Genomic DNA, 21,506 nt, shown 5'->3' with positions numbered 1-21,506 from the left:
TTTCAACATTTTTCTAGCAACGACACGACAAAAAAGCCGATCCCGTTCACACATGGGATCGACTTTTAACTTACGGACGTGGATGCTTCGGGAATTCCATTTCTGCATAGGGAACGACCGATGTCCGGTTTTTAAATTTATGACCTAACCAAAAAGCAAGGAACAGCGGAATACCGATATATGTCGCGGCAATTCCGACCCAGTCAATTTGATCCGCGAGGAAGGCGGCATAGTTTTGACCGACGATGACGAGGAAACACAGTCCAAAGGCGAACAATGGTCCAAATGGGAATGCCGGCGCGACGTAAGGCAAGTCACTTAACGAATGACCTTGCGCGACGAACCCTTTCCGGAAACGGTAATGACTGATTGCGATACCGAGCCATGCGATGAATCCGGTCATCCCGGAAGCATTGAGCAACCAGAGATACACTTGACCACCAAACATCGACGTCAGGAAACAGAGTGCCCCGATGGCACCGGTTGCGAGCAAAGCATTACGTGGGACACCGTTTTTTGAAACTTTAGCAAACATCTTCGGTGCATCACCTTGACGAGCGAGCGTATACAACATCCGTGTCGACGCGTACATCCCCGAGTTCCCGGCTGATAAGACAGACGTCAAGATGACGGCGTTCATTAACGCTGCCGAGAAGGCAAGCCCGGCTTTTTCAAAGACGAGTGTAAACGGACTGACCGCTACATCGGTGATATCGTTTGACACCAAGTTCGGACTTGTGTACGGGATCAACATCCCGATGACGAAAATCGCGAACACATAAAAGAGAAGAATCCGCCAAAAGACTTGTTTCACAGCTTTCGGCACGTTTTTTTCCGGATCTTCCGACTCCCCTGCCGCAATTCCGACAAGTTCGGTTCCTTGGAAACTGAAACCGGCGACTAGGATGATACCGATGACGGCCGGAATACCGCCGACGAACGGTGCGTCGCCTAATGCAAAGTTTTTGAATCCGACCGGTGCTTCCGATGTGAAGACACCGAAAATCATTGCGACACCGACAATCAAGAAAATGATGACGGTAACGACTTTGATCATCGCAAACCAATATTCTGCTTCTCCGAAACCTTTAACGGAGAAGAAATTTAAACCAATCATCAACAATAAGAAGATGGCACTGAAGTAAAAACCCGGTACGTCCGGGAACCAATAGGTCATGACGATTTGTGCCGCAACAAGTTCGACGGCAATCGTGACTGCCCAGTTGTACCAGTAGTTCCAACCTAACGCAAAACCAAACGATGGATCGACGAATTTCGCACCGTACGTCGAAAATGAGCCGGCGACTGGCATGTACGCTGCCATCTCACCCAGACTCGTCATCAGGAAGTAAACCATCAGTCCGACGACTGTATAAGATAACAAGGCACCACCAGGTCCGGCAGCAGCAACTGAGGCACCTGAGGCAATGAATAACCCGGTTCCGATGGCCCCACCAATCGCAATCATCGACATATGACGGGCCTGAAGTCCACGTTTTAACCCTTCTTCGGTTGAATCGAGTTTTCTTTGAGGTTGTAGATTTAAATTGTTCATGTCATTCGCTTCTCTCTTTTTTAATTTTTGAGAGGACACTTTTTGAATCGAATATACAAAAAGCGCCCTCACCTTCCAGAAGGAAGATGAGAACGCAACATAATAAACGGATGCGCCTCATTCTACCGTCGTGAAAGATAGCTCCCCACAAATCACATCTGACTTGTGACAGTATTAGACCTGTTTGATCTAATCCCAATCGATCATCTTCAAAGCGATGATTGATTTCGGCAATTCTTCCTTTTCAGTCACCTCATCTGCCGCTTGACGACATCCGTGATTGTACTCTTAAGAATTGCAACCTCCATCCCACTGGTTGAGTGAGAACTAATTAAGTTAGTTATAAATTTCATTATTACTTCGTCATGTTACACAAATCGTCTTTAAATTGTCAATTCCTTTTTTGAATTTAGTGCTGTTCATGGTAAAATCCCGATATTTTTAGTACACTAAACTATAGAAGTTAACCGAAAGAAAGGATGTTGCATGAATGCCACAAGAACGTGATCAACTGACCTATCGATTAGAGGAACAAATGCGTGTGATTCTCCGGACACTACGTCGGGAACTAAACCGCCTCTTCGAAGGGACTGCGACCCGAAGTGAATTTTTCATCTTACGCAGTTTATCTGAAAATGGTCCTCAACGTCCGACCTTACTCGCAGAACAGTTTGAGCTTGCAACAAGCCAGGTAACAGCTTTGACTGATCGTCTCTACAAAGCAGGATTCGTCACGCGGACGCGTTCGACTGACGACCGGAGATCGATTGTCCTTGCATTGACAGACGAAGGCGAAGCCGCTTTTCGGGAACTTGAAATCGTCCGCCGTAAGTATCTGCAGGAACGCTTCGGTACATTGACGGAAGAAGAACTAAATGTGATGGTCCATGTGTTTGATAAGATCCTCTTGACGATGGACGAAGAGGCTGTTTCTTCATAAAAAATAGCCATTCAAAAAAATATACTTTTTTCTTAGGACAAAGTTCACTTGACTGTGTACTTTGTCTTTTTTGTCGACTTTCCTTGTTTCACTTAACATTTTTCCATTTCTTGCCGTTAGTAAAATGAGTATACTAGAAATATATTACTTAGAAATGTGTGTATAAGGAGCTGGGAGGATTTGTTGTCCATCATGAATAATTTCATCATCAATTTTTGTCTACTGTTTACAACGATCACTCTTTTGTTTCTACCGTTTCGGAATCGACCACGGGTTACCCCGAACACGAATCTGAACATCCGGCTCGTCTTAGGTGCGATTGCTGGACTGATTGCCGTGCTCTTGATGTTCAACAGTATCCAAATCGATGTGGCACGTGTCGATTTACGAATCGTTCCTGTCGTCATCGCCACGATGTTCGGCGGATTGCCGAGTGCACTTGTGACAGGATTGATGATCGTCGTTACACGCTTTGCGTTGACGCCCGTCGAACAAATCGATGCCGCGATTCTTTCATCCATCGTCATCGGATTGTTTATCATGACGATTGCCATCGTCAGACGATACGCCCGAATGACACTCTGGCATTTTGAATTGATGGTTGGTATCGGAATCGTCTATTCTTTACCCGCGATCTATCTCTTAACAAATAGTTGGTCGACCTTCATCAAAATATCACTCGCTTATATTTTCTTTAACTTGATTGCCGGTTTAGTGACCTATCATCTATTGGCGGAGCTACGACGACACTTTGAAAATATTCAGTATCAGCAAAAGCTGGCCATGACCGATGCTTTGACCGGACTTGCCAACCGTCGCCGGCTCGATGACTCCCTGTCTCTTGTCGGTTCAGCGGAAGATGGCTATTCTCTTATCCTGATTGATATTGATTTCTTTAAGCATGTCAACGATACATATGGTCATGACGCCGGGGATGACGTCTTACGCCAACTCGGGACGACCCTCGCGTCACTAGCTCGTCCGGACGACTTGGTTGGACGGTACGGCGGCGAAGAATTTTTAATCATCTTACCCAGTAAACCTGCCCTCGACGCCAAAAAAATCGCCGATCTGGCTCGGACGACCGTCGCTCGAAATCTTTTCCCGACGACAATGGTTCCCGATCTGCAAATCACGATTTCACTAGGAATTGCTCACTCGAGTGGTTCCCATACTTCCCTCGAAGCCTTACAACAAGCCGATAAGGCGTTGTATCATTCAAAAGATACAGGTCGCAATCGAAGTACTGTTTACACTAAACAACTGGAACTCGAACAAGCATAAGCAAACCGCCCTTACCTTCGTGGTAATCGGGCGGTTTTTAAATACCATCCTCTTCTTGATTCGGAAAACCGATACTTTCGACCGTGCCGAAGACGATCATCCGACTCAGTTGATCCGCCATATACGAAGCAGAATACGGCCGGTCATTTCGGAGCCACGATATCAATAAACCAAGTTGTCCACCAATGACATAATTCAACAATAAGTCCCGGTCGACTGTTTGACCGATTCGGAATTCGACCGCTCGCGATTTTTGGACTGACGCTGATGACGTATGGGACATGGGAGTTGACCCCACTCGATATGGAAACGTCTTATACTTCCATCATGGGTATCTATATGCTTCGTTCGTTCGGAATGGCCTTCATCATGATGCCAATCATGACGGCAGGTATGAATGCCTTGACGATGAAGATGATTCCCCACGGAAATGCGACGCAAAATACGTTGCGTCAAGTCGCTGGTTCGATCGGAACGGCCATTCTCGTGACGGTCATGACACGTCAAACGACAGCACACCTTGCGGATGACGCCAATCAGTTCACGACACTTGATCCGACACTTTCGCAACACTTAGGCGATCTTGGTCAACACTTAGGCAGTTCACAAGCCGCTTCGCTCAGTTGGATTTCCCAATTGACGAAACAAGCGACGATCAACGGAATCACGGATGCCTTTTGGGTCGCGACCGTCTTATCGGCGCTTGCCTTGCTTCTATCCTTTTTCCTGCATGGCAAAAAAGAACCCAATCTGGATTAAGACCTTTTAAACCCGTTGACGGCACATCGTCGACGGGTTTTTAATCGTTCGTCTTTGCACTTCCTTCATAAAATCGCTACACTAGGTTCATTGAGTTTCATATCCAAAAGGAGATGCTTTATGGTTGCCTTTCTGCAGTTTTATGCGTTTATCTTTGCTTGTTGTTTTGCGTGGCAAGTCGGACGCCCTTCATCCTGGTCTCAAAAGGTCACACGTGCCTTTTTAATCAGTATCAACAGTCTGTTCATCTTTTTCCGAGCCTCCGTGTCCATCTTTCTGTTGATTGGACCGTTACTGCTCGTTTCTTACGTTTTATTTCCGAACTTATTATACTTTGCAGGACCTTTGTCCATCATCATCAGCATACTTGTGATTGGTTTGCTCGATCGTCTCGTCAGCTTCGTCATCTTACCGATTGTCCGTTCATTCTTCCTGAAGAAAAGCCGGATGATGCCGCAGATACTTGAAGCCGCACTTTATACCTTCTCGATGGGTGTGCTCCTTTATGTGAATTTGACGGTCGTACCCGGCGTACAGATTAACGTGATGATGGCGGTTTTCTTCGGCTTTACCCTTTATTTTGCACACTACTTGTTTGCCTTGTTCCGAATTCGCCAACTCAAGAAAAAAATAGCTTCTTCACCCGAAAAACGCTGAATCGATTCAGCGTTTTTTTAATTAACCATTGACAATGATAATCGTTATCAATTATATTCTAAGAGTACTTACGTCAGGAGATGATCAACATGAACGCCCGACAACTGATTTTAGAACGACGGTCAGTCCGTGCCTATACAGATCAATCGATTCCAAACGAGATGATTGAAGAAATTCTCGAAGCCGCTATTTATGCACCGACTCATAAATTGCGTGAACCTTGGCGATTTGTCCTTGCCAATGCAGATGGACAAGTCCGGTATGTCGACCAATTGATGACGTTGCTTGCTAAACGGGGGCAACTCGATCAAAAAACAGACGAACAACGTCAAGCGATGCGTCAAAAATTTGCTGATGTTCCTGTATACTTGACTGTTTTGTATGAAGTAAAAGGAACAGAAGATCAGCAGATGGAAGATTTACTTGCGACCGCTGCCATGATTCAAAACGTTCAACTCCTAGCGACTGAACTTGGTTTAGGGTGTTGTTGGAAAAGCGGAAAACATTGGTTCACGGATGAATATGCCGAAATGATCGGTGCTTCAGAAAATGAACGTGTTGCAGGAGTCATTCAATTCGGATGGCCTGCCTTGATTCCCCCGCTCAAAAAACGAACGGCTGCACGTGACAAGTTAACGCACTTCTAAACCGGTGCGCATTCTGCGGGCTACCCCTGCTCGCGCCAATCAAGCCCCATTAAATCATCTAAAGCGTCCCTCTTTCCATTCCCTCCCCAAACGGAATCGTAAAAGATGGACGCTTTTTTTGTTTCCTTTGAATCAAAAACAGGTTCATTCCCCGGATGAAGGAATGAACCTGTTTGATCACGCATAGATGTTTTTTTGAATTAGACGGTTTTCATCTTCTCTTGATGCGCAGGCGCCTCCGGGAGTGCTCCCGTCAAGACATGGTCGACGATGCGTTTCGTCGCTTGTCCATCCTGATACGTAAAGAAACGTGCGGCAAAACGTTCAATTTGCTCCGGTTCAAACTGATTCGCTTTGATCCACGTAATGACGTCATGGAATGACGACACGATGGGTCCCGGCACAAACGATTCGTACGGGAAGTAAAAATCACGTTCTTCCTTATACGAATTCAAATCGTTGACCAAAAAGATGATGGGTTTTTTGAGCAAGGCAAATTCGAAGATGACGGAAGAATAATCCGTCACCAAAATATCCGAAATTTGCATTAAATCATTGATGTCAGGATAATCCGTCATGTCAATGATTTGATCGGAAAATTCTGCCGGAACGACCGGACGATTCAAGACAAACGGATGCATCCGTAACAGAAGAATATGATCCGGTCCAAGCTGTTCGCGAAATTGCTGAAAATCAAGCTCCTGATCGTAATGGGCGGTCGTCTGTCCATTCCCGCGAAACGTCGGTGCCAGCAAAATCAACTTTTTCGAACGCCACTCGGGATGACTCGCATATAATTTGTTCTCAATCTGAACCTGTCGCTCTTGATTCAACAACTGATCCGTCCGGGGAACACCAAATGGGTGAATCCGTTTTGAATCCATCCCAAACGCTTCTGCAAACGGTGCGACACATGCTTCTCCCGAAACATAGACTTTCGAGTAGTTGCGATGAATATCGACCATTTTTAAATAATCGTCATCCGGCGAATAGGACTTATCCAGGACACTGTACCCGAACTTTTTGAACGCCCCACACGCATGCCATAACTGAACCACTTCTGTCCCTTTGCGCAGTGACGAGACGTACACAGGATAGTAGTAGTCATCGATGATGAAGTAACGAGCCGTCGCCAGTTCATACGTTGCTCGCATCATATGAAAAACGTACTTCACCTGACCGAACAGATTTTGCGGAAATCGTTTCAATAAAAACACATAGTGAAATCCAAGTTCTCGACTTTCCAGTTCATCGTAGACGGCGCGGAAGTTATCGACGAGTTTGTCCGAACGATACGTGGCGAAGACGACTTTTTTAGGTTGTACCGGAAAAAGTTTAGACATCCAGTACGTCACCACGAGCAGATAGTGGACCGTTCGTCGTTGAATCAACCGTAATTTCTGTTTCATAAAGTGATCCCTTCTCTTCCCGATCTCATGCTTACATACACCATTCCATGACGGTTTTCCCGAAACGGTTCGTCAAATCACTTTCAAATGCCTGATGAATATCTTCGATTTGGCGAATCTGGAATACGCCTGAGACAAGATTCGAGAGATAGGCTGGAATATCTGGATACAGTTGATACAATTCCATCGTCCGTGCAAAGTCAGCCGGTGTACTTCGGCTTGATCCATAGACACGAAGTCCCTTTTCAAGAATCATCCGCGTGTTGATGGCGACCGGTTCTTCTGAAACACCGAGTAACGCCATCGTTCCTTCCGGGATGATGTAGTCAATCATCTGATTGATGGCGTATTGACTGCCGATTCCACCAACACACTCAAAACCATGGTTAAACGAAACACCTTCTGGAATTTGGTCGATATGATATGTCTCGTCCGCAAATGAGAAATAATCCAGTTTGGATTGTGTTTTTCCGAACACAAACAATTTCGCTTCCGGGTATAATTTCCGAAGCATCAGTGCTGTGATGAACCCTAGATTCCCATCTCCCCAAACGCCAAATGTTTCGCGGCGTGGATGGGCGATTTGATCAAAACGAGTCATCGCATGAACCGACACACTGACAAGTTCCGTGAAGGCAGCAACTTCCGGATCGAGATCGGCTGGTACTTCAACCAGACGGTCTGATTTAATGAAAACATAATCCTGCATGTAACCATCATAGCCACTCGAACGGAAACGGCTTGTCCGCAAATAGTTTTCCCCGATGATGTCATCTGTTTCTGACGGTGTATTCGGAACCATTGCAACTAATGTACCGATCGCAAACGTTCCAGACGGATCATGGACAACTTTACCGATTCCTTCGTGAATCATCGCCATCGGTAATTTCTTCGCCAACACTTCAGCACTTCGGCTTCCCGTGAAATACCGTTGATCGGCATGACAAATCGACAGGTAGGTCGGGCGTACGACAACCCGGTCCGAATTGAGTGACCGTTCGTCATACGTCACCTCGATCTGGCGTGGCGCCACGAGTTGATAGACTTGGTTAATCATTGGTGAATCCGCTCCTTCAGAATTGCATTGGCGATCCGCAGATCATATGGCGTCGTGACTTTAATGTTAAACAATTCACCTGTCACCAGTGCAACATCTTCGCCTTTAAGCAATAAAATCTTACACGCGTCCGTTAAGATGGCTCGTTCCTCTGCTGACAACGCTTCGTAATGTTTTTTTAATTTCGTGATTTGGAAACTTTGTGGCGTTTGTCCTTGATACATCTGATCCCGAACCGGAATGTCTGAGATTGTTTTTCCGTCTGTCGATGCAACAATCGTATCGATCGCGGAGATCACGGTATCGCAAGCACCATATTCCAAAGCAGTCGAGATGTTCTCTTTGATGATCCGGTGTGTCAAGAACGGGCGGACCGCATCATGTGTGACGATGATGTCTTCGTCAGACAAACCATTTTTGTTCTCAATCCAGTTGATGGCAGCCATGATTGATTCGTTTCGATCGTTTCCGCCTGCCGTGATGACAATCCGTGTATCATTTCCGATATACTTATCTAAAATATCACGTGTATAGTTGATCCACGCAGTTGGTGTCACAATAATGATTTGATCAAAGTCTTCGTTTAAAAGAAATTTTTCGACGGTATGCACGAGAATCGGACGCTCTCCAATTGAGAGGAATTGTTTTGGACGGTCCACGTTCCCCATTCTTGTTCCTTTTCCGCCGGCTAAGATTGCTGCATAAATCATCTTGTATCGCAGAGTGATCATCCATCAACGATGGCGCTGTCATGAGTCACTCCGCTTCCCTCCCTTATAAAAAAGTTTTTTGTTTCCACTTGCCAGCGATGTGGGTATCTCTTAAAATATGGTCTAATTTTCAAAGAATCCATCAACCAAACCAAAAAAAATAGACAAAGTTCTATTTTTTTTGGTTCGTCACGATATAATGATGGATGATTTCTAATATCACTATACTATGTTCATGCTGATTTTAAAAATCTGTCATTATTGTGTAAATGCATTGTAATCATTTAAGCGAGGAGAGATTGTTTTGACAGAAGAAATACAGATGCCACTACTACAGGCACACGTTAACTATCTAGAACTAGCCGGAACAAAATTCCGCTTCGAGGCACGCCTTTTTGGATTAACTGATTTTCTTCAGGCCGAGCAGTTACTTTTTGAAAATCCAGCTACTCCTGAACTGACAGAAGAAACACAGCCGGAAGATGGTTACATCCAGTCTGAAGCTGCCGAAGAACCGATTCCACTCGAGCGGGCAATCATCTTCCGGAACAAACGAAATAAACGAACGTTCATCCTACGTTTCCCATTCGAAGGCGACTGGGCTGAGGAAACCTTTAGCGGAGAACTCGACCTCAATCACATCACACCAACCGGTCGTCCTTTACCGATGGGCTATTTTGATGCTTTCTTCGCTATCGTCCAAGGAGAATCGATTTTACATGAAGCTCCATTTGGTGATACGCGTCCTTTGATTCCTGTCATCTATCGAGTCGATACGAAACATAGTAACCTGTTGCTTAAACTAGAGTACGAAGTGGTCGTCCAGTACTCAGAATACAGTAATACTTTAAGTTTCCATTCCCTTAAGCAAGGGGAGACGAAACGTTTTATCCGGATGATTGAAAAATTCAATAAAACGAAGAAGAATTGGCGAAAACGGGCGTTCAAGTTCCGTCGTTTTACGTTTAAGGCCATCTACAATGTGACGAAGTGGACACAGCCGATCCAAGAGAATAAAGTCATTTTTGCTTCCGACTCTCGGAGCGATGTCAGTGGGAACTTCGCTTACATCTTAAATGAAATCGAACGACGTGACCTACATTTAGACGTTAAAACGTTTTTCAAACCGAATCTCCAATCACGACGCGATTGGCGCGATAAATTTACGTTACCGTATCATCTCGCGACGGCAAAAACGATTTTAGTCGATGATTTTTATCCGATGATTTATCCGCTCAACATCCGTAAAGGAAGCGATCTTGTTCAGGTCTGGCATGCTGTCGGAGCCTTCAAGACATTCGGCTACAGCCGTCTCGGAAAACCAGGCGGTCCAAGTGCCAACTCGCTCAGTCACCGGAACTATACGAAAGCCATCGTCAGTTCGCATAACGTCGCACGTCATTATGCGGAAGGATTCGGCTTACGCGAAGATCAAGTCGTCGCAACCGGTATTCCACGGACCGATATGTTCTTTGACCAAGACTACATCGCCGAGGCGAAGGAACGGATTTATGAAGAATATCCGATTTTCAAAACTAAAAAAGTCATCATGTTTGCGCCGACGTTCCGAGGAAATGGGGCGAAGAGTGCGCATTATGATTTCAGCCAACTCGATTTGGATGCCTTGTATGAAGCCTTCCATGAAGACTACGTGTTTGTCTTGAAGATGCACCCGTTCGTCCGACGCCGGATGGAGATCCCGGAAGTCTATGCCGACTTCTTCCTTGATCTGACGGATCATCGAGAAATCAATGAGTTACTGTTCGTCTCTGACATTTTGATTACCGACTACTCATCGACATGTTTTGAATTTTCACTGCTCGACCGACCAATGTTGTTCTTTGCCTATGATTTAGAAGATTATATCTCGAAACGTGACTTCTACTATGACTTTGAAGAATTTGTCCCTGGACCGATTGTTCGAACATCTGAAGAATTGATTGAGCGGATCAAAAACGAAGACTTCGAGATGCAAAACGTCAAGGCCTTTGCTGAATACTTCTTCGAACAGCAGGACGGGAAATCCAGTCAACGTTTTGTCGATCAAATCATTCTTGGAGAAAACAAATGAACCAAACACCAAAACCAATGACCTTTTCATACGATCATTGGCTCGGGAACTACAAAGTATTACTGATCTTCATGGTCGTGTTTGGTCATCTGATTGAAACGTTCCGTAACCTGGATGGCAACGACTCCGTTCAAATCGTCTACAACATCATCTACTTGTTGCATATGCCGGCGTTCATCTTCATGAGCGGTTACTTTTTTAAGGAAGTCCGACCCAAACGGATCATTTCGTTCGTCGTGCTTTACTTGATTTGGCAATCGATTCATGAAGTCTATCTTGCCTACGTCAATGAAAAGACGGTCGATGGATTGATGGACGGGCTACTTCACCCGCTCGTCCCGAGTTGGACATTATGGTATCTGCTAGGCATCATCATCTGGCAGATCGTGACCCCTGGTTTCCTGACGCTTCGGTATCCGCTGTTAATCAGTGTGCTGTTTGCCTTACTGATCAATGCCAATCCGGGTTCCATCACGAATTTCCTGTCCCTCCAAAAGGTCGTCAGTTTTTATCCGTTCTTCTTGATGGGGTATCTCGTCAAAGAACGGGGATGGCTCGCTGATGGGCGGATTCGCGATTGTCTGACATCACCAATCGGTCGTTTGACCGGATTGATCGTTTCCGTGTCCATTGCCATCGCTATGGCAGTTTGGACAAAAAACGGATTTGACACCGTCTGGCTGTTCTACAGGGATACCTATGGGGAGTTTGACGTCCCGGTACTGAAAGGAGCATTGATTCAACTCTTTTTATATGCGGTCAGTACCGTGATGATTTTCTCCGTATTAATGATGATTCCACACCGTTCGTTCGGTGAACGGTTTGATCAAATCGGGATTCAGACGTTGGCGATTTATTTGTTACACTCATTCATCGTCCGACTGTTTCGGGATTCCGTTCCACCATGGATTGCCGAATCGCCGGTGTTACTGATTGGTTCCTCCTTCTTGCTCGCTTTGTTCTTCGTTTGGATTTTATCAAGTCGTCCGGTCGTCCGACTGTTCCGACCGCTACTATCACCAAACGTCAATTGGCTGTTCAAGAAAACACTTTGACGCTTTGACTCCCATTGATATGCTCCCTTCAAAAGTAGACAGTTTAGTTATTTCAACTGCCTACTTCTGAAGGGATTTTTTTTATGATCAAGGAAGAACAACGACTAAACGGCCTGAGTTTCCTTGATTTCAGGGTTCAGGCCGTCAGACTATTTATTATTATTATTTCACCTGTCTACTTGACGGACAGCCGTTCAAAGAAGAGACGGCCTTCTTTTGTATTCCGGTCATTCCTTCACAAAAAAGTCCGGCTTTCCGATGATCAGATGCTTCGCACTGAAGCGGATGATGTTGTCCTTGCGCAGCTTCGACAGGACGCCGGACACCGTCTCTCGCGACGTCCCGGACAGACGCGACAGTTCGATCGTCGTGAACGGACAGCTTACGTGAATCCCATCCTCCCGCGTGTCCCCGAGGTCCTCCATCAGGAAGTGGATCGTGTTGATGACGCGCACCGTCGCGTTCGGCGTGATGATCTCCTGGACGCGCCGCTCGTGCAGGTCGAGCAGACGGTTCATCTGCTTGATGATATGAAACAACATGGCCGAGTGCCGCTTCGCCATCTGCTCAAGCTGGTACGTCGGGACATAGTAGACCTCGATGTCCGTCAGCGCTTCCGCCGTGTACCTGTAGAATTCGTCCTCGAATATCCCGCTGTAAGGGAAGAGCTGGCATGGCTTCAGGTAATCGGAATACTGGAGCGTCCCGGCGAGATTCAGCCGCTCTAATCGGACATACCCTTCGAGCAGGAAGTAGATTCGCTCGCGCGGGTCCCCTTCCATGAACAGCAGTTGCCCTTTCCGGTACGTCCGGTGGAAGACGTGCGGCAGAAGCTGCGCAAGCTCCCGTTCCGTACATGTTTCGAAGATGTCGAGACCGCGCAGTTCTTCCGTCGTCACGTTCCGTTTCATCCCGTTCCCTCCTTCACTTGTTCTCCTCACTATCATACATTCCCTCATCGAGCCGTGCGTATGCAGGATGTCACGGTTTTAAGGCAATCGAAAAGGAGCGGCCGCAGTCGCTCCTTTTCCTTCAGACGAGCTGGTTGAACGAGACAGCGATCATCGTGCCCGTCTCACCGGCAAGCGCCTCCTTCACCCGGTCGAGCGAGGTGATGACGGCTCGGCGTCCGTCCTTCGAACGGACGAACTCGAGCGCGGCCTCGACCTTCGGCAACATACTGCCGGGCGCGAACTCCCCGCTTGCGATATATCGCTCAAGCTCCGCGGCGGTCACTTCCCGAAGCGCCAGCTCGTCCGGCTGATGATAGTGGATCGCGACATGTTCGACCGCCGTCAGGATGACGAGCGTGTCGGCCTCGATCAGCTCAGCGAGCTTCTCGGCCGCAAAGTCCTTGTCGATGACGGCCTCGACGCCGACATATCCTTCTCCTGTCTCAACGACGGGGATCCCACCACCACCCGAGGCGACGACGAGATGTCCCCGTTCGACGAGGTCGGTCAACACGCGATGCTCGATGATCGACTGTGGGCGTGGGCTCGGGACGACACGTCGGTAGCCGCGCCCCGCGTCCTCGCGGTAGACATATCCGTTCATCGTCAGGGCGTTCGCCGCCTCCTCGCTATAGAACGGACCAATCGGTTTCGTCGGATTCAGGAAGGCCGGGTCATTCGGATCGACGACGCAACGCGTGACGACGGTCGCGACCGTCGGCGGACTTTCTCTGTGCAGGAACGCATGGTCGAGCGCGTTCTGAAACCAGTAGCCGATCATCCCTTGTGTCATCGCAACACAGACGTCGAGTGGCATCGCCGGGATTGCTGGGATCGACGACGCCTGCTGAAGTAGCAGGCTCCCGACCTGTGGTCCGTTCCCGTGGGTGACGACCATCTCATAGCCTTCCGAAACGAGCCCAGCGAGCGCGTCTGCTGTCCTTGCAACGGCCCGGATCTGCGCCTCAGCCGTCGCTTCCTTCCCTTGCTGAATCGCGTTCCCTCCAAGCGCGATGACGATTCGTTTTCCTTTCATGTCAAACTCCTCCTAGATGGATAAATTGCCATTCCACATTGCGATGAGCGCAGCAAACGCGAGGACCGTCAGTACCGCAGTACCCGTCCATTCCCATTTCGTCAGTCCTTTGATGCCTGCCTCCCGTTGTGCCTTGACGTACAGAAGCGTACCCGGTGCGTACAGGAGCGTCGTCAGCAGAAGATAATCCATACCTGCCGCGTAAATTAGCCAAATGCCGTAGGCGGAAGCGACGAGCCCGAGCATCAGGTCGCGCGTCCGTTTCTCACCCGGCGCATAACCGATCTCACCGCGCGACACCTTCACCTGGAAGAAGGCAGAGACCGCGTAAGGGATCAGGATCGCGCTCGAAGCGAGCGAAAAAGCGAACGTGTAGGCGGCGTCCGAAATCAGGAAGGTGAACAGGAAGAGCTGAATCAAGCCGTTCGTCAGCCAAAGGGCATTGACCGGTGCCTCGTTCTTGTTCTCTTTCGCAAACCATTTCGGGAAGACCCCATCCTTCGCTGCGATATACGGAATCTCGGCCGCAAGCAGCGTCCAGCCGAGCCATGCCCCGAGCACCGAGATGACGAGCCCGATGTTAATCAGGACGGCACCCCATTGCCCGACGACGCTCTCGAGGATATACGCCATCGCCGGACGGTCGATGGTGGCAAGATCCGCATTGGACATGACACCGAGCGACATGACGGAGATCAGGACGTAGATGATGAGTGTCCCAATCAGACCGATCACGGTCGCCTTTCCGATGTCAGAGCGTTTATTTGCGCGCCCTGACAGGACGACCGCCCCTTCGACACCGATGAATACCCAGAGCGTGACGAGCATCGTCGAGACGACTTGCTCCTTGACCGAGCTGAAGTTGAAGCCACCTTCACCGAAGAACTGGAACGTGAACTGGTCGAGGTTGAAGGCAAACAATATGAGCGTGATGAAGGCAAAAATCGGGACGAGCTTCGCAATCGTCGTGATGATGTTGACGAGCGAGGCCTCATGGACGCCGCGCAGGATCAAGGCGTGGACGAGCCAGAGAAGAACGGATGCCCCGAGGATCGAGGCGAGGTTCTGCCCGCCCTCAAAGACGGGGAAGAAATAACCGACCGAGCTGAACAGGAGCGTGGCATAGGCGACGTTGCCGAGCCAGGCCGACAGCCAGTATCCCCAAGCCGAGTTGAAGCCGACGAACGGACCAAACCCTGCACGGGCGTAACTGTAGATGCCGCCGTCGAGGTCCGGCCGACGCATCGTCAAGTTTTGGAAGCTGAGTCCGAGCGCGATGATCCCGATGCCGGTGATCACCCATCCGATCAGGACAGCGCCGGCGCTCGCGCCGACCGCCATGTCGGCGGCGAGGTTAAACGCCCCGCCCCCAATCATCGAGCCGACGACGACTGCCGTCAGTGCGAAGAATCCTAATTTCTTCTGTTGTTTCGCTGGCGACGTACCTGATGTGCCGGTCGTGTCATGCGGTTTGGTAACCATAACTCTCATCCTTTCTGGTGTGAGAAATCAGTTCCAAATGTCAGAGCAGTCCGTCATCGTCGCCGCCATCACGGCCTTGATCGTATGCATCCGGTTCTCTGCCTGATCGAAGACGGAGGAATGCGTGCTTTGGAACACCTCATCCGTCACCTCCATCTCGCGCAGTCCGTATTTCTCAAAGATGGCGCGCCCGACCTCCGTCTCCTGATCATGGAAGGCAGGCAGGCAGTGGAGAAAGACGACATCGTCGTTGCCTGTCTTGCGGATCATCTCCATATCGACCTGATACGGTGTGAGCAGCTTGATCCGCTCCTCGAATTGAGCTTCTTCACCCATCGAGACCCAGACGTCCGTATAGATGACGTCCGCCCCGTCGACGGCGGCGTCGATGTCTTCCGTCACCATGATCCGTCCGCCGTTCTCGGCAGCGACCGCTTCCGCGTAGTCGATGATCGAGCGTTCCGGCCAGAGCGATTCCGGCGCGCAGATCCGGATGTCCATCCCGACCTTCGCCCCGCCAATCAAAAGGGTATTGCCCATATTATTCCGGCCGTCACCGACATAGACGAACTTGATGCCTTTCAGATGCCCTCTCTGTTCCTTGACGGTCAGGAAGTCAGCGAGGATTTGCGTCGGATGGTACAGGTCGGTCAAGCCGTTCCAGACCGGGATGCCTGCGTCCTTCGCGAGACCTTCGACCGTCGCGTGGCTGAAGCCGCGATACTGGATGCCGTCGAACATCCGGCCGAGGACGATCGCCGTGTCACGGACCGATTCCTTCTTGCCGAACTGGATGTCGTTCTTACCGAGGTACTCCGGATGCATTCCGAGATCGATTGCAGCGACTGTGAAGGCGCAGCGCGTCCGAGTCGACGGTTTCTCGAACAAGAGCGCGATGTTCTTACCACTAAGGACACGGTGCGGAATGCCTTCCTGTTTCTGCCGTTTCAGTTCTGCCGATAGATCAATCAGGTAATTGATCTCACTTTCTGTAAACTCATTCAATGAAAGGAAGTGACGATTCCGGAGATCAATATGCGCTGTTTTCGACATGATAGGTTCCTCCTCTTGGTTTTAGATATCTTCTCGTACCAACGGACAACTCATACACCGCGGACCACCTCGTCCACGTGACAGTTCGCTCGACCCAATCTCGATTACTTCGATTCCGTGTGACCGTAGCAGCTCGTTCGAGACGTAGTTTCGGTCGTACGTGACGACGACGCCCGGTGCGATTGCGAGCGTATTCGATCCGTCGCTCCACTGCTCGCGGGCCGAGGCGATCGCGTCCCCTCCGCCGCACGGGATGAGGACAAGGTGGTCGAGATGGAGCGCTTCCTTCAACGTCTCGAGCAGGTCGGTCCGTTTCGTGATCGTAATGTCGTCCGCACCGCGCGTCAGCTCAAAGATGTTCATCTGCCCGCCCGATCCCTGTATCGCCGAATGGATCGTGAACTTGTCGTAGTCAACCATCGTGAAGACGGTGTCGAGATGCATAAATGCGCGGGATTTCGGAATTTCAATCGCGATGACCTTCTTGAACTCGCTCCGCTCGAACAGGTTGCGTGCGAGCCGTTCGATCCCTTGTGCCGTCGTCCGTTCCGAGATACCGATTGCGAGCACTTCTTTCGACAGAACGAGTTCGTCGCCCCCTTCCATCGAGAAGCGGTATTCACGGTCCGACCAGACCGGGATGTCATGCTTCGCGAAGCGGGGGTGATATGTGATGATATAGTGCATGAAGAGTGATTCACGCCGCCGCGCCGGTTCCTTCATCCGGTTGATCGTCAGGCCGTCGCCGATCGCAGCTGCTGGATCACGCGTGAAATAGAGGTTCGGCATCGGATCGAGATAGAACGGATATGTGTCCTCGATCATCTCATGCAGGTGCGTCCGCTTGCTGTGCGGAATTTCCGTCTTGCGGATACCCGCCATGACGGCCTCGACGAGCTGCTCGTTGTCGAAGCTGAGCAGATAATCGCGAAGCTTCTCGTACGATCCATTGATGTTCGACTTCGATTCCTCGAGGACGTTGGCGACGAACTGTTCCCGCAAGTGAGGAATCGCGAGTACCTCCTCCATCAGCTTCTCGAGGTAGAGCACCTCGATTCCTCTGTTTCTCAGGACAGCGGCAAAATAGTCGTGCTCCTTTTGGATGACGGGCAGGTGTGGGATATCGTCGAACAGCAGACGACCGAGATGGTCTGGTGTCAAGTTCTCGAGCTCCCGGCCCGGCCGTTTCAAGAGTACCGTCTTCAATTCACCGATCTCGGACGTGACGTGGATTGGTAAATTTCGTATCGCCCCAGTCGTCCGTTCATGTCCATCTAGTGATTGTGTCATGATGAATCCTCCTTTAGGGATATCATTCCTGCTTACACCCTTAGTTTATGCTCACTGTTGAGCATATGCAGCGGGCTTCCGTCCCTAACTATGTAAGCGTTTACACATATGACCAGAACTTTTATGCAAGTGAACGTATCCCCATGCAATAACATTCTGGTCGCTCCCCAATTGCACCCCGAATCCTTGCATTGTTTTTGCATGAACGATTCTTTTTTTTTTCAAAAATATGTAATCCTTCATTTAATTGATGAGTCTGTTAGCAAAAATAAGAGAACTGGCGGATGGACACAGACAAACCTAGACTACGAAGTGAAGCATGGGGCGTGAGTCAGACAAATCGAAAAACTGTAACCTTTTTTGTGGGAGCAGTTCAGAATCACTCCTTTTTACTTTAAATCATCGTTTGTCTGTTTTAAGCTTTTTCAACGCTCTAAATTGACACGGTCTTTCCCTTGAAACTAAGATAGTAAAGGTACATACACTAAACGCTGACAGTAGCGTCCAGAAAGAAGGGATCCCCTTGCAAGCGGATCAACGTAAAAAATTAACGGTCCTGATGATCAATATGTTCATCGCCGTCGGGAGCTTCGGGATCATCATTCCGATTCTGCCCGCTTATTTAGCTTCAATCGGTCAAGGCGGAACCGCTGCCGGTCTGATGATTGCCATATTTGCCGGAGCACAGCTCATCATGTCACCCGTCGCCGGAAAATGGGCGGATCAATACGGTCGCCGGAAGATGATCATTTATGGTTTGATTGGGCTGACGTTATCGATGTTCGTCTTTTACTTCTCGAATTCCGTCACGATTCTCTATATATCGCGGGCAATCGGTGGTGTCGGTGCGGCATTATTGATTCCAGCGATCTTTGCTTACGTCGCGGACATCACGACGATGGATCAGCGCGCAAAAGGGAATAGTTATGTCTCTGCAGCGATGTCACTCGGAATCGTCATCGGTCCCGGAATCGGCGGTTTTCTTGCTGAATTCGATTTGAAATTGCCACTGCTCATCTCAGCACTCGTCTCGTTACTTGCTGTTTTGTTCAGCGTTCTGTTGCTTCAAGAAAGTGACGTCCATGACGCAACGGCGATGGCACCGGATGAAGGTTCGATGTGGAGCAAACTCGGCGCGTCGTTCCATAAACCCTACTTCGTCCCGCTCGTCATCACGCTTGTCATGAGTTTTGGGTTGATGGCCTATGAGTCTGTCCTCGGTCTGTTCGTCGACAATCAGTTTGGGGCGTCTCCAAAAGACATCGCCATCATGGTGACGTCGACCGGAATCATCAGTGTCATCGCCCAAATTTTCGTCGTCGACAAGTTGTCGCGCAATCTCGGCGAAGGAAAAGTCTTGAACATCTTCCTGTTGATTGCGACACTCGGTTTCTTGTTGTCGTTACTGACAGCGAGCTACGGTGGATTCTTTGCCGTCACACTCGTCATTTTCCTTGCGACATCCATCCTACGTCCGGTCTTGAACACGATGATTTCCAAGCTCGCCGGAAACGAACAAGGTTTTGCGATGGGCATGAACAATGCCTACATGAGTATCGGAAACGTCCTCGGTCCGACACTTGCCGGATTGTTATATGACGTCAACATTCTCTATCCGTTCGTACTCGGACTTGTTTTCCTCGCTGTGACCTTGATTGGTTCTGTCATCTGGCAACGCCGTCAGTCCCGGCTGATCAAAAAAATCGAACAAACGTCTTAATACCAGACAAAAAGCAACTCGCTTCCGATATCACATCCGGAAGCGAGTTGCTGTTTTTATTCACTTGTTGCTTTTAATTCACCCGTTCCAAAATCAGCATCAAAGGCGCGACACCAGATGACGACACGGCTATGTTGCGTCAAATCCACTTCTTTCGGGAGGACGTAGTTTTGGTCTCCCTGATTCCCTTTTAGCGCCCCGAGGCGGATCCCGTCTGCCGTTTCTTTGCCTGGCTCCACCAAGTAAACAAACAAGTCCGGTCCGTTCATCGTTTGAAAATCTTCGAATCGCAGATATAACACATCGTCGTCTGCCGTTACCGTTTTAATCTTTCCTGACGTTTGATAATTTTTTTCACCGTCCACAAACGTTCCGTAGAAGTCAGCCTGTGCTTCTTCGGGAGCCGGTGTTGTAGGTTCCGACTGGTCCGTCTCGGATGCTGTTGTCTCATCTTCTTGTTCTACCGTCGAAGAAGCGGGAGGCAATTTCTCATCCACGGCTTGATGCAAGAACAGCGGCGATACGAGCCACCAACTCAACGCCAGTACACCGACGACCACAATTGCCAATATGATTTTTGATCCGTTTCGCACCGTCTCCACTCCATTCCTCCGCTTGTAGAACTCCTGACCGTTCGTTTAGCCATATTGTTTTTGATGCGCCTTTTTTAATGTTAAATACTCTTCATCCGCCCGGATCAGATTCCATTTTTCTCGGAAAATTTCAGCCGACTTCGCTTTTTCCGGATCGATTTTCCGCTCGTTCAACTCGCCCGTCTCTTTGTTTTTATATTTCCGTCCGCCTTTGTAATTCGTGTACCGGCGTGCCCGTGTGTGTCCCATCTGAATAAATTTCCGCGCCATGTCCATCCCGACGAAGTCTCCGGCTTCTTTGTAATCCAAATACATCTGATAGATTTTTTCAGAAGATTCCGTTGCGATTTCCGGCGTCTTGAATCGCCAGTGCGGCAAAATTTCTCCTTTATACGGTTCAACGAGCAGGACGCCCTGCTCCCCCCGTCCGACGCGGTACTTTTCCGGTTCTTTCCGAAAATCCGTCGTCTCAAAATCTAAATCGTAATCAAATGCCATGCTTATCGCTCCCTTCCCCTAAAGGATTCCCGGGAACAAGCGGCTTTAATCGTGTTCGTACAGTCCGGTCGTATAGACCGCCGTCAAGGTTTTCGCGATTTCTTCAATCGACGCTGTCGTCTCTTCCCGGATCACTTCGAACAGATACATTTCGTTTGCAAAAAACCAGCCGCGTGCAACGAGTGTCGGATTGAGGTCCGAACGGGCGAGTCCACTGCCCTGCGCATAGCGGACGTCGCGGCTGATCCGTTCAATGAAGCGTTCGCGGATTTGTTTCCACTTGGCCCGGATGATATACGACACGCCGATTGCCTGTTCGACGATTCGGAGCATCTCCCGTTCTTGTTCGGCGAGCCGCAGGAAAGCCGTCGCCTGTTGCTCGATTTGTTTTTTAGCTTCTTCAGCTGTTCCTGGCTCAAACGGTTGTTCCGCCACTTGATGAAAACGATCCATGACGTCTTCCATCAGGACGATTAACAGTTCATCTTTTCCTTCAAAGTGAACGTATGCCGTCCCGTAGCCGACACCTGCCCGCTTGATGATTTGTGAAATCGTCGTCGTTTGAAAGTCGTTTTCGAGAAAAACTTCCCGGGCTGCCACCAACAGTTTTTCCCGTGTCCGGATTGTCCGAAGATGCCGTTTATCGATTTTCATGTCGTCTGATTTCATGATTTTCCCCACCTCTCCTGCTTCTCTATCCGATAATATTGACACAATGTCAATTTGTTTGCTACGCT

At 49.1% G+C, this 21,506-nt stretch carries 20 protein-coding genes, 1 pseudogene and 1 riboswitch; of the genes and pseudogenes, 8 read left to right on the top strand and 13 right to left on the bottom strand.

Annotation, left to right across the window (positions count from 1 at the left end; genetic code table 11):
* Positions 1-70: 70 nt before the first annotated feature.
* Positions 71-1,555 carry an amino acid permease gene (locus P404_RS0109300; RefSeq protein WP_026830574.1) on the bottom strand — a complete coding sequence of 495 codons (1,485 nt, stop codon included), beginning with the start codon at positions 1,553-1,555 and terminating at the stop codon, positions 71-73.
* Positions 1,556-1,685: 130 nt separating this feature from the next.
* Positions 1,686-1,870, bottom strand: a riboswitch (Lysine riboswitch).
* Between the two features lie 175 nt (positions 1,871-2,045).
* On the opposite strand from P404_RS0109300, the gene P404_RS0109295 reads away from it, so the two are divergent.
* Together P404_RS0109295 and P404_RS0109290 are read left to right on the top strand one after the other, a co-directional pair.
* Entirely contained in the window at positions 2,046-2,495 is a 450-nt protein-coding gene (locus tag P404_RS0109295) for a MarR family winged helix-turn-helix transcriptional regulator (protein ID WP_014969224.1), read from the top strand.
* Between the two features lie 192 nt (positions 2,496-2,687).
* Positions 2,688-3,779, top strand: a complete 1,092-nt coding sequence (locus P404_RS0109290) for a GGDEF domain-containing protein (RefSeq protein ID WP_236624354.1) — start codon at positions 2,688-2,690, stop codon at positions 3,777-3,779.
* Between the two features lie 37 nt (positions 3,780-3,816).
* Here P404_RS0109290 and P404_RS18365 read toward each other — a convergent pair whose 3' ends face one another.
* Positions 3,817-4,062 (bottom strand): TetR-like C-terminal domain-containing protein, encoded by a 246-nt coding sequence (locus P404_RS18365; RefSeq protein ID WP_026830572.1) that lies wholly within the window; start codon positions 4,060-4,062, stop codon positions 3,817-3,819.
* Here P404_RS18365 and P404_RS0109280 point away from each other — a divergent pair.
* The 3 genes and pseudogenes from P404_RS0109280 to P404_RS0109270 all read left to right on the top strand — a co-directional run.
* A pseudogene (locus tag P404_RS0109280) lies at positions 3,990-4,538 on the top strand (MFS transporter); the annotation flags it as partial. The gene P404_RS18365 and the pseudogene P404_RS0109280 sit on opposite strands and share 73 nt — an antisense overlap.
* A gap of 120 nt (positions 4,539-4,658) precedes the next feature.
* Positions 4,659-5,195, top strand: a complete 537-nt coding sequence (locus P404_RS0109275; RefSeq protein WP_026830570.1) for a hypothetical protein — start codon at positions 4,659-4,661, stop codon at positions 5,193-5,195.
* A gap of 89 nt (positions 5,196-5,284) precedes the next feature.
* On the top strand, positions 5,285-5,842 hold the full coding sequence (locus P404_RS0109270) for a nitroreductase family protein (RefSeq protein ID WP_026830569.1): 558 nt from the start codon (positions 5,285-5,287) through the stop codon (positions 5,840-5,842).
* A 200-nt stretch (positions 5,843-6,042) separates the two neighbouring features.
* Here the strand turns inward: P404_RS0109270 and P404_RS0109260 are convergent, their stop codons facing one another.
* From P404_RS0109260 to P404_RS0109250, 3 genes are read right to left on the bottom strand one after another with little or no spacing between them, the layout of a single operon-like run.
* The gene (locus P404_RS0109260) at positions 6,043-7,251 is read right to left on the bottom strand and encodes a CDP-glycerol--glycerophosphate glycerophosphotransferase (protein ID WP_026830568.1); all 1,209 of its coding nucleotides are present in this window, start codon (positions 7,249-7,251) and stop codon (positions 6,043-6,045) included.
* A 31-nt stretch (positions 7,252-7,282) separates the two neighbouring features.
* Complete coding sequence (locus P404_RS0109255; protein ID WP_014969219.1) at positions 7,283-8,308, bottom strand: ribitol-5-phosphate dehydrogenase; 1,026 nt, start codon at positions 8,306-8,308, stop codon at positions 7,283-7,285.
* Positions 8,305-9,018 carry an IspD/TarI family cytidylyltransferase gene (locus tag P404_RS0109250; RefSeq protein WP_014969218.1) on the bottom strand — a complete coding sequence of 238 codons (714 nt, stop codon included), beginning with the start codon at positions 9,016-9,018 and terminating at the stop codon, positions 8,305-8,307. The genes P404_RS0109255 and P404_RS0109250 overlap by 4 nt, the downstream gene beginning before the upstream one ends.
* A 304-nt stretch (positions 9,019-9,322) precedes the next feature.
* Here P404_RS0109250 and P404_RS0109245 point away from each other — a divergent pair, with 304 nt between their 5' ends.
* Both P404_RS0109245 and P404_RS0109240 read left to right on the top strand, forming a co-directional pair.
* Positions 9,323-11,089: a CDP-glycerol glycerophosphotransferase family protein gene (locus P404_RS0109245; RefSeq protein WP_236624353.1), complete on the top strand. Its 1,767-nt coding sequence runs from the start codon at positions 9,323-9,325 to the stop codon at positions 11,087-11,089.
* A complete protein-coding gene (locus P404_RS0109240) occupies positions 11,086-12,144 on the top strand; it encodes an acyltransferase family protein (RefSeq protein ID WP_026830566.1) in 1,059 nt (352 codons plus the stop codon). The genes P404_RS0109245 and P404_RS0109240 overlap by 4 nt, the downstream gene beginning before the upstream one ends.
* A 227-nt stretch (positions 12,145-12,371) precedes the next feature.
* On the opposite strand, the gene P404_RS0109235 is transcribed toward P404_RS0109240, so the two are convergent.
* The 5 genes from P404_RS0109235 to arcA all read right to left on the bottom strand — a co-directional run bounded on the left by P404_RS0109235 (position 12,372) and on the right by arcA (position 17,958).
* Complete coding sequence (locus P404_RS0109235) at positions 12,372-13,091, bottom strand: Crp/Fnr family transcriptional regulator (protein WP_236624352.1); 720 nt, start codon at positions 13,089-13,091, stop codon at positions 12,372-12,374.
* Between the two features lie 85 nt (positions 13,092-13,176).
* Entirely contained in the window at positions 13,177-14,133 is a 957-nt protein-coding gene (gene arcC, locus P404_RS0109230; RefSeq protein WP_026830564.1) for a carbamate kinase, read from the bottom strand.
* A gap of 12 nt (positions 14,134-14,145) precedes the next feature.
* On the bottom strand, positions 14,146-15,615 hold the full coding sequence (gene arcD, locus P404_RS0109225; protein WP_034774132.1) for an arginine-ornithine antiporter: 1,470 nt from the start codon (positions 15,613-15,615) through the stop codon (positions 14,146-14,148).
* Between the two features lie 27 nt (positions 15,616-15,642).
* Positions 15,643-16,668 carry an ornithine carbamoyltransferase gene (gene argF / locus P404_RS0109220; RefSeq protein WP_026830562.1) on the bottom strand — a complete coding sequence of 342 codons (1,026 nt, stop codon included), beginning with the start codon at positions 16,666-16,668 and terminating at the stop codon, positions 15,643-15,645.
* 21 nt (positions 16,669-16,689) lie between these two features.
* Positions 16,690-17,958, bottom strand: a complete 1,269-nt coding sequence (arcA, locus tag P404_RS0109215; protein ID WP_051590475.1) for an arginine deiminase — start codon at positions 17,956-17,958, stop codon at positions 16,690-16,692.
* Between the two features lie 523 nt (positions 17,959-18,481).
* Here arcA and P404_RS0109210 point away from each other — a divergent pair.
* Positions 18,482-19,678 carry an MFS transporter gene (locus P404_RS0109210; protein ID WP_026830560.1) on the top strand — a complete coding sequence of 399 codons (1,197 nt, stop codon included), beginning with the start codon at positions 18,482-18,484 and terminating at the stop codon, positions 19,676-19,678.
* Between the two features lie 56 nt (positions 19,679-19,734).
* On the opposite strand, the gene P404_RS0109205 is transcribed toward P404_RS0109210, so the two are convergent.
* Genes P404_RS0109205 through P404_RS0109195 form a run of 3 tightly spaced genes read right to left on the bottom strand, consistent with a single transcriptional unit; the run spans position 19,735 to position 21,438 of the window.
* Positions 19,735-20,280, bottom strand: coding sequence for a DM13 domain-containing protein (locus P404_RS0109205; protein ID WP_026830559.1), 546 nt, complete (start codon positions 20,278-20,280; stop codon positions 19,735-19,737).
* Between the two features lie 36 nt (positions 20,281-20,316).
* A complete protein-coding gene (locus tag P404_RS0109200; protein ID WP_014969213.1) occupies positions 20,317-20,769 on the bottom strand; it encodes a DUF4385 domain-containing protein in 453 nt (150 codons plus the stop codon).
* A gap of 45 nt (positions 20,770-20,814) precedes the next feature.
* A complete protein-coding gene (locus P404_RS0109195) occupies positions 20,815-21,438 on the bottom strand; it encodes a TetR/AcrR family transcriptional regulator (protein WP_026830558.1) in 624 nt (207 codons plus the stop codon).
* Positions 21,439-21,506 lie beyond the last annotated feature (68 nt).

This window comes from Exiguobacterium antarcticum DSM 14480, from assembly GCF_000685865.1.
In the GTDB taxonomy this organism is placed as follows: Bacteria; Bacillota; Bacilli; order Exiguobacteriales; family Exiguobacteriaceae; genus Exiguobacterium_A; species Exiguobacterium_A antarcticum.
This window is presented reverse-complemented; position numbering and strand designations above follow the sequence as displayed.

Bases quoted from the DNA above. Each gene is read 5' to 3' on its own strand.
- P404_RS0109300 (WP_026830574.1), bottom strand. From the start codon at position 1,555: ATGAACAATTTAAATCTACAACCTCAAAGAAAACTCGATTCAACCGAA.
- P404_RS0109295 (WP_014969224.1), top strand. From the start codon at position 2,046: ATGCCACAAGAACGTGATCAACTGACCTATCGATTAGAGGAACAAATG.
- P404_RS0109290 (WP_236624354.1), top strand. From the start codon at position 2,688: ATGAATAATTTCATCATCAATTTTTGTCTACTGTTTACAACGATCACT.
- P404_RS18365 (WP_026830572.1), bottom strand. From the start codon at position 4,062: ATGTCCCATACGTCATCAGCGTCAGTCCAAAAATCGCGAGCGGTCGAA.
- P404_RS0109275 (WP_026830570.1), top strand. From the start codon at position 4,659: ATGGTTGCCTTTCTGCAGTTTTATGCGTTTATCTTTGCTTGTTGTTTT.
- P404_RS0109270 (WP_026830569.1), top strand. From the start codon at position 5,285: ATGAACGCCCGACAACTGATTTTAGAACGACGGTCAGTCCGTGCCTAT.
- P404_RS0109260 (WP_026830568.1), bottom strand. From the start codon at position 7,251: ATGAAACAGAAATTACGGTTGATTCAACGACGAACGGTCCACTATCTG.
- P404_RS0109255 (WP_014969219.1), bottom strand. From the start codon at position 8,308: ATGATTAACCAAGTCTATCAACTCGTGGCGCCACGCCAGATCGAGGTG.
- P404_RS0109250 (WP_014969218.1), bottom strand. From the start codon at position 9,018: ATGATTTATGCAGCAATCTTAGCCGGCGGAAAAGGAACAAGAATGGGG.
- P404_RS0109240 (WP_026830566.1), top strand. From the start codon at position 11,086: ATGAACCAAACACCAAAACCAATGACCTTTTCATACGATCATTGGCTC.
- P404_RS0109235 (WP_236624352.1), bottom strand. From the start codon at position 13,091: ATGATAGTGAGGAGAACAAGTGAAGGAGGGAACGGGATGAAACGGAAC.
- arcC (WP_026830564.1), bottom strand. From the start codon at position 14,133: ATGAAAGGAAAACGAATCGTCATCGCGCTTGGAGGGAACGCGATTCAG.
- arcD (WP_034774132.1), bottom strand. From the start codon at position 15,615: ATGGTTACCAAACCGCATGACACGACCGGCACATCAGGTACGTCGCCA.
- argF (WP_026830562.1), bottom strand. From the start codon at position 16,668: ATGTCGAAAACAGCGCATATTGATCTCCGGAATCGTCACTTCCTTTCA.
- arcA (WP_051590475.1), bottom strand. From the start codon at position 17,958: ATGACACAATCACTAGATGGACATGAACGGACGACTGGGGCGATACGA.
- P404_RS0109200 (WP_014969213.1), bottom strand. From the start codon at position 20,769: ATGGCATTTGATTACGATTTAGATTTTGAGACGACGGATTTTCGGAAA.
- P404_RS0109195 (WP_026830558.1), bottom strand. From the start codon at position 21,438: ATGAAATCAGACGACATGAAAATCGATAAACGGCATCTTCGGACAATC.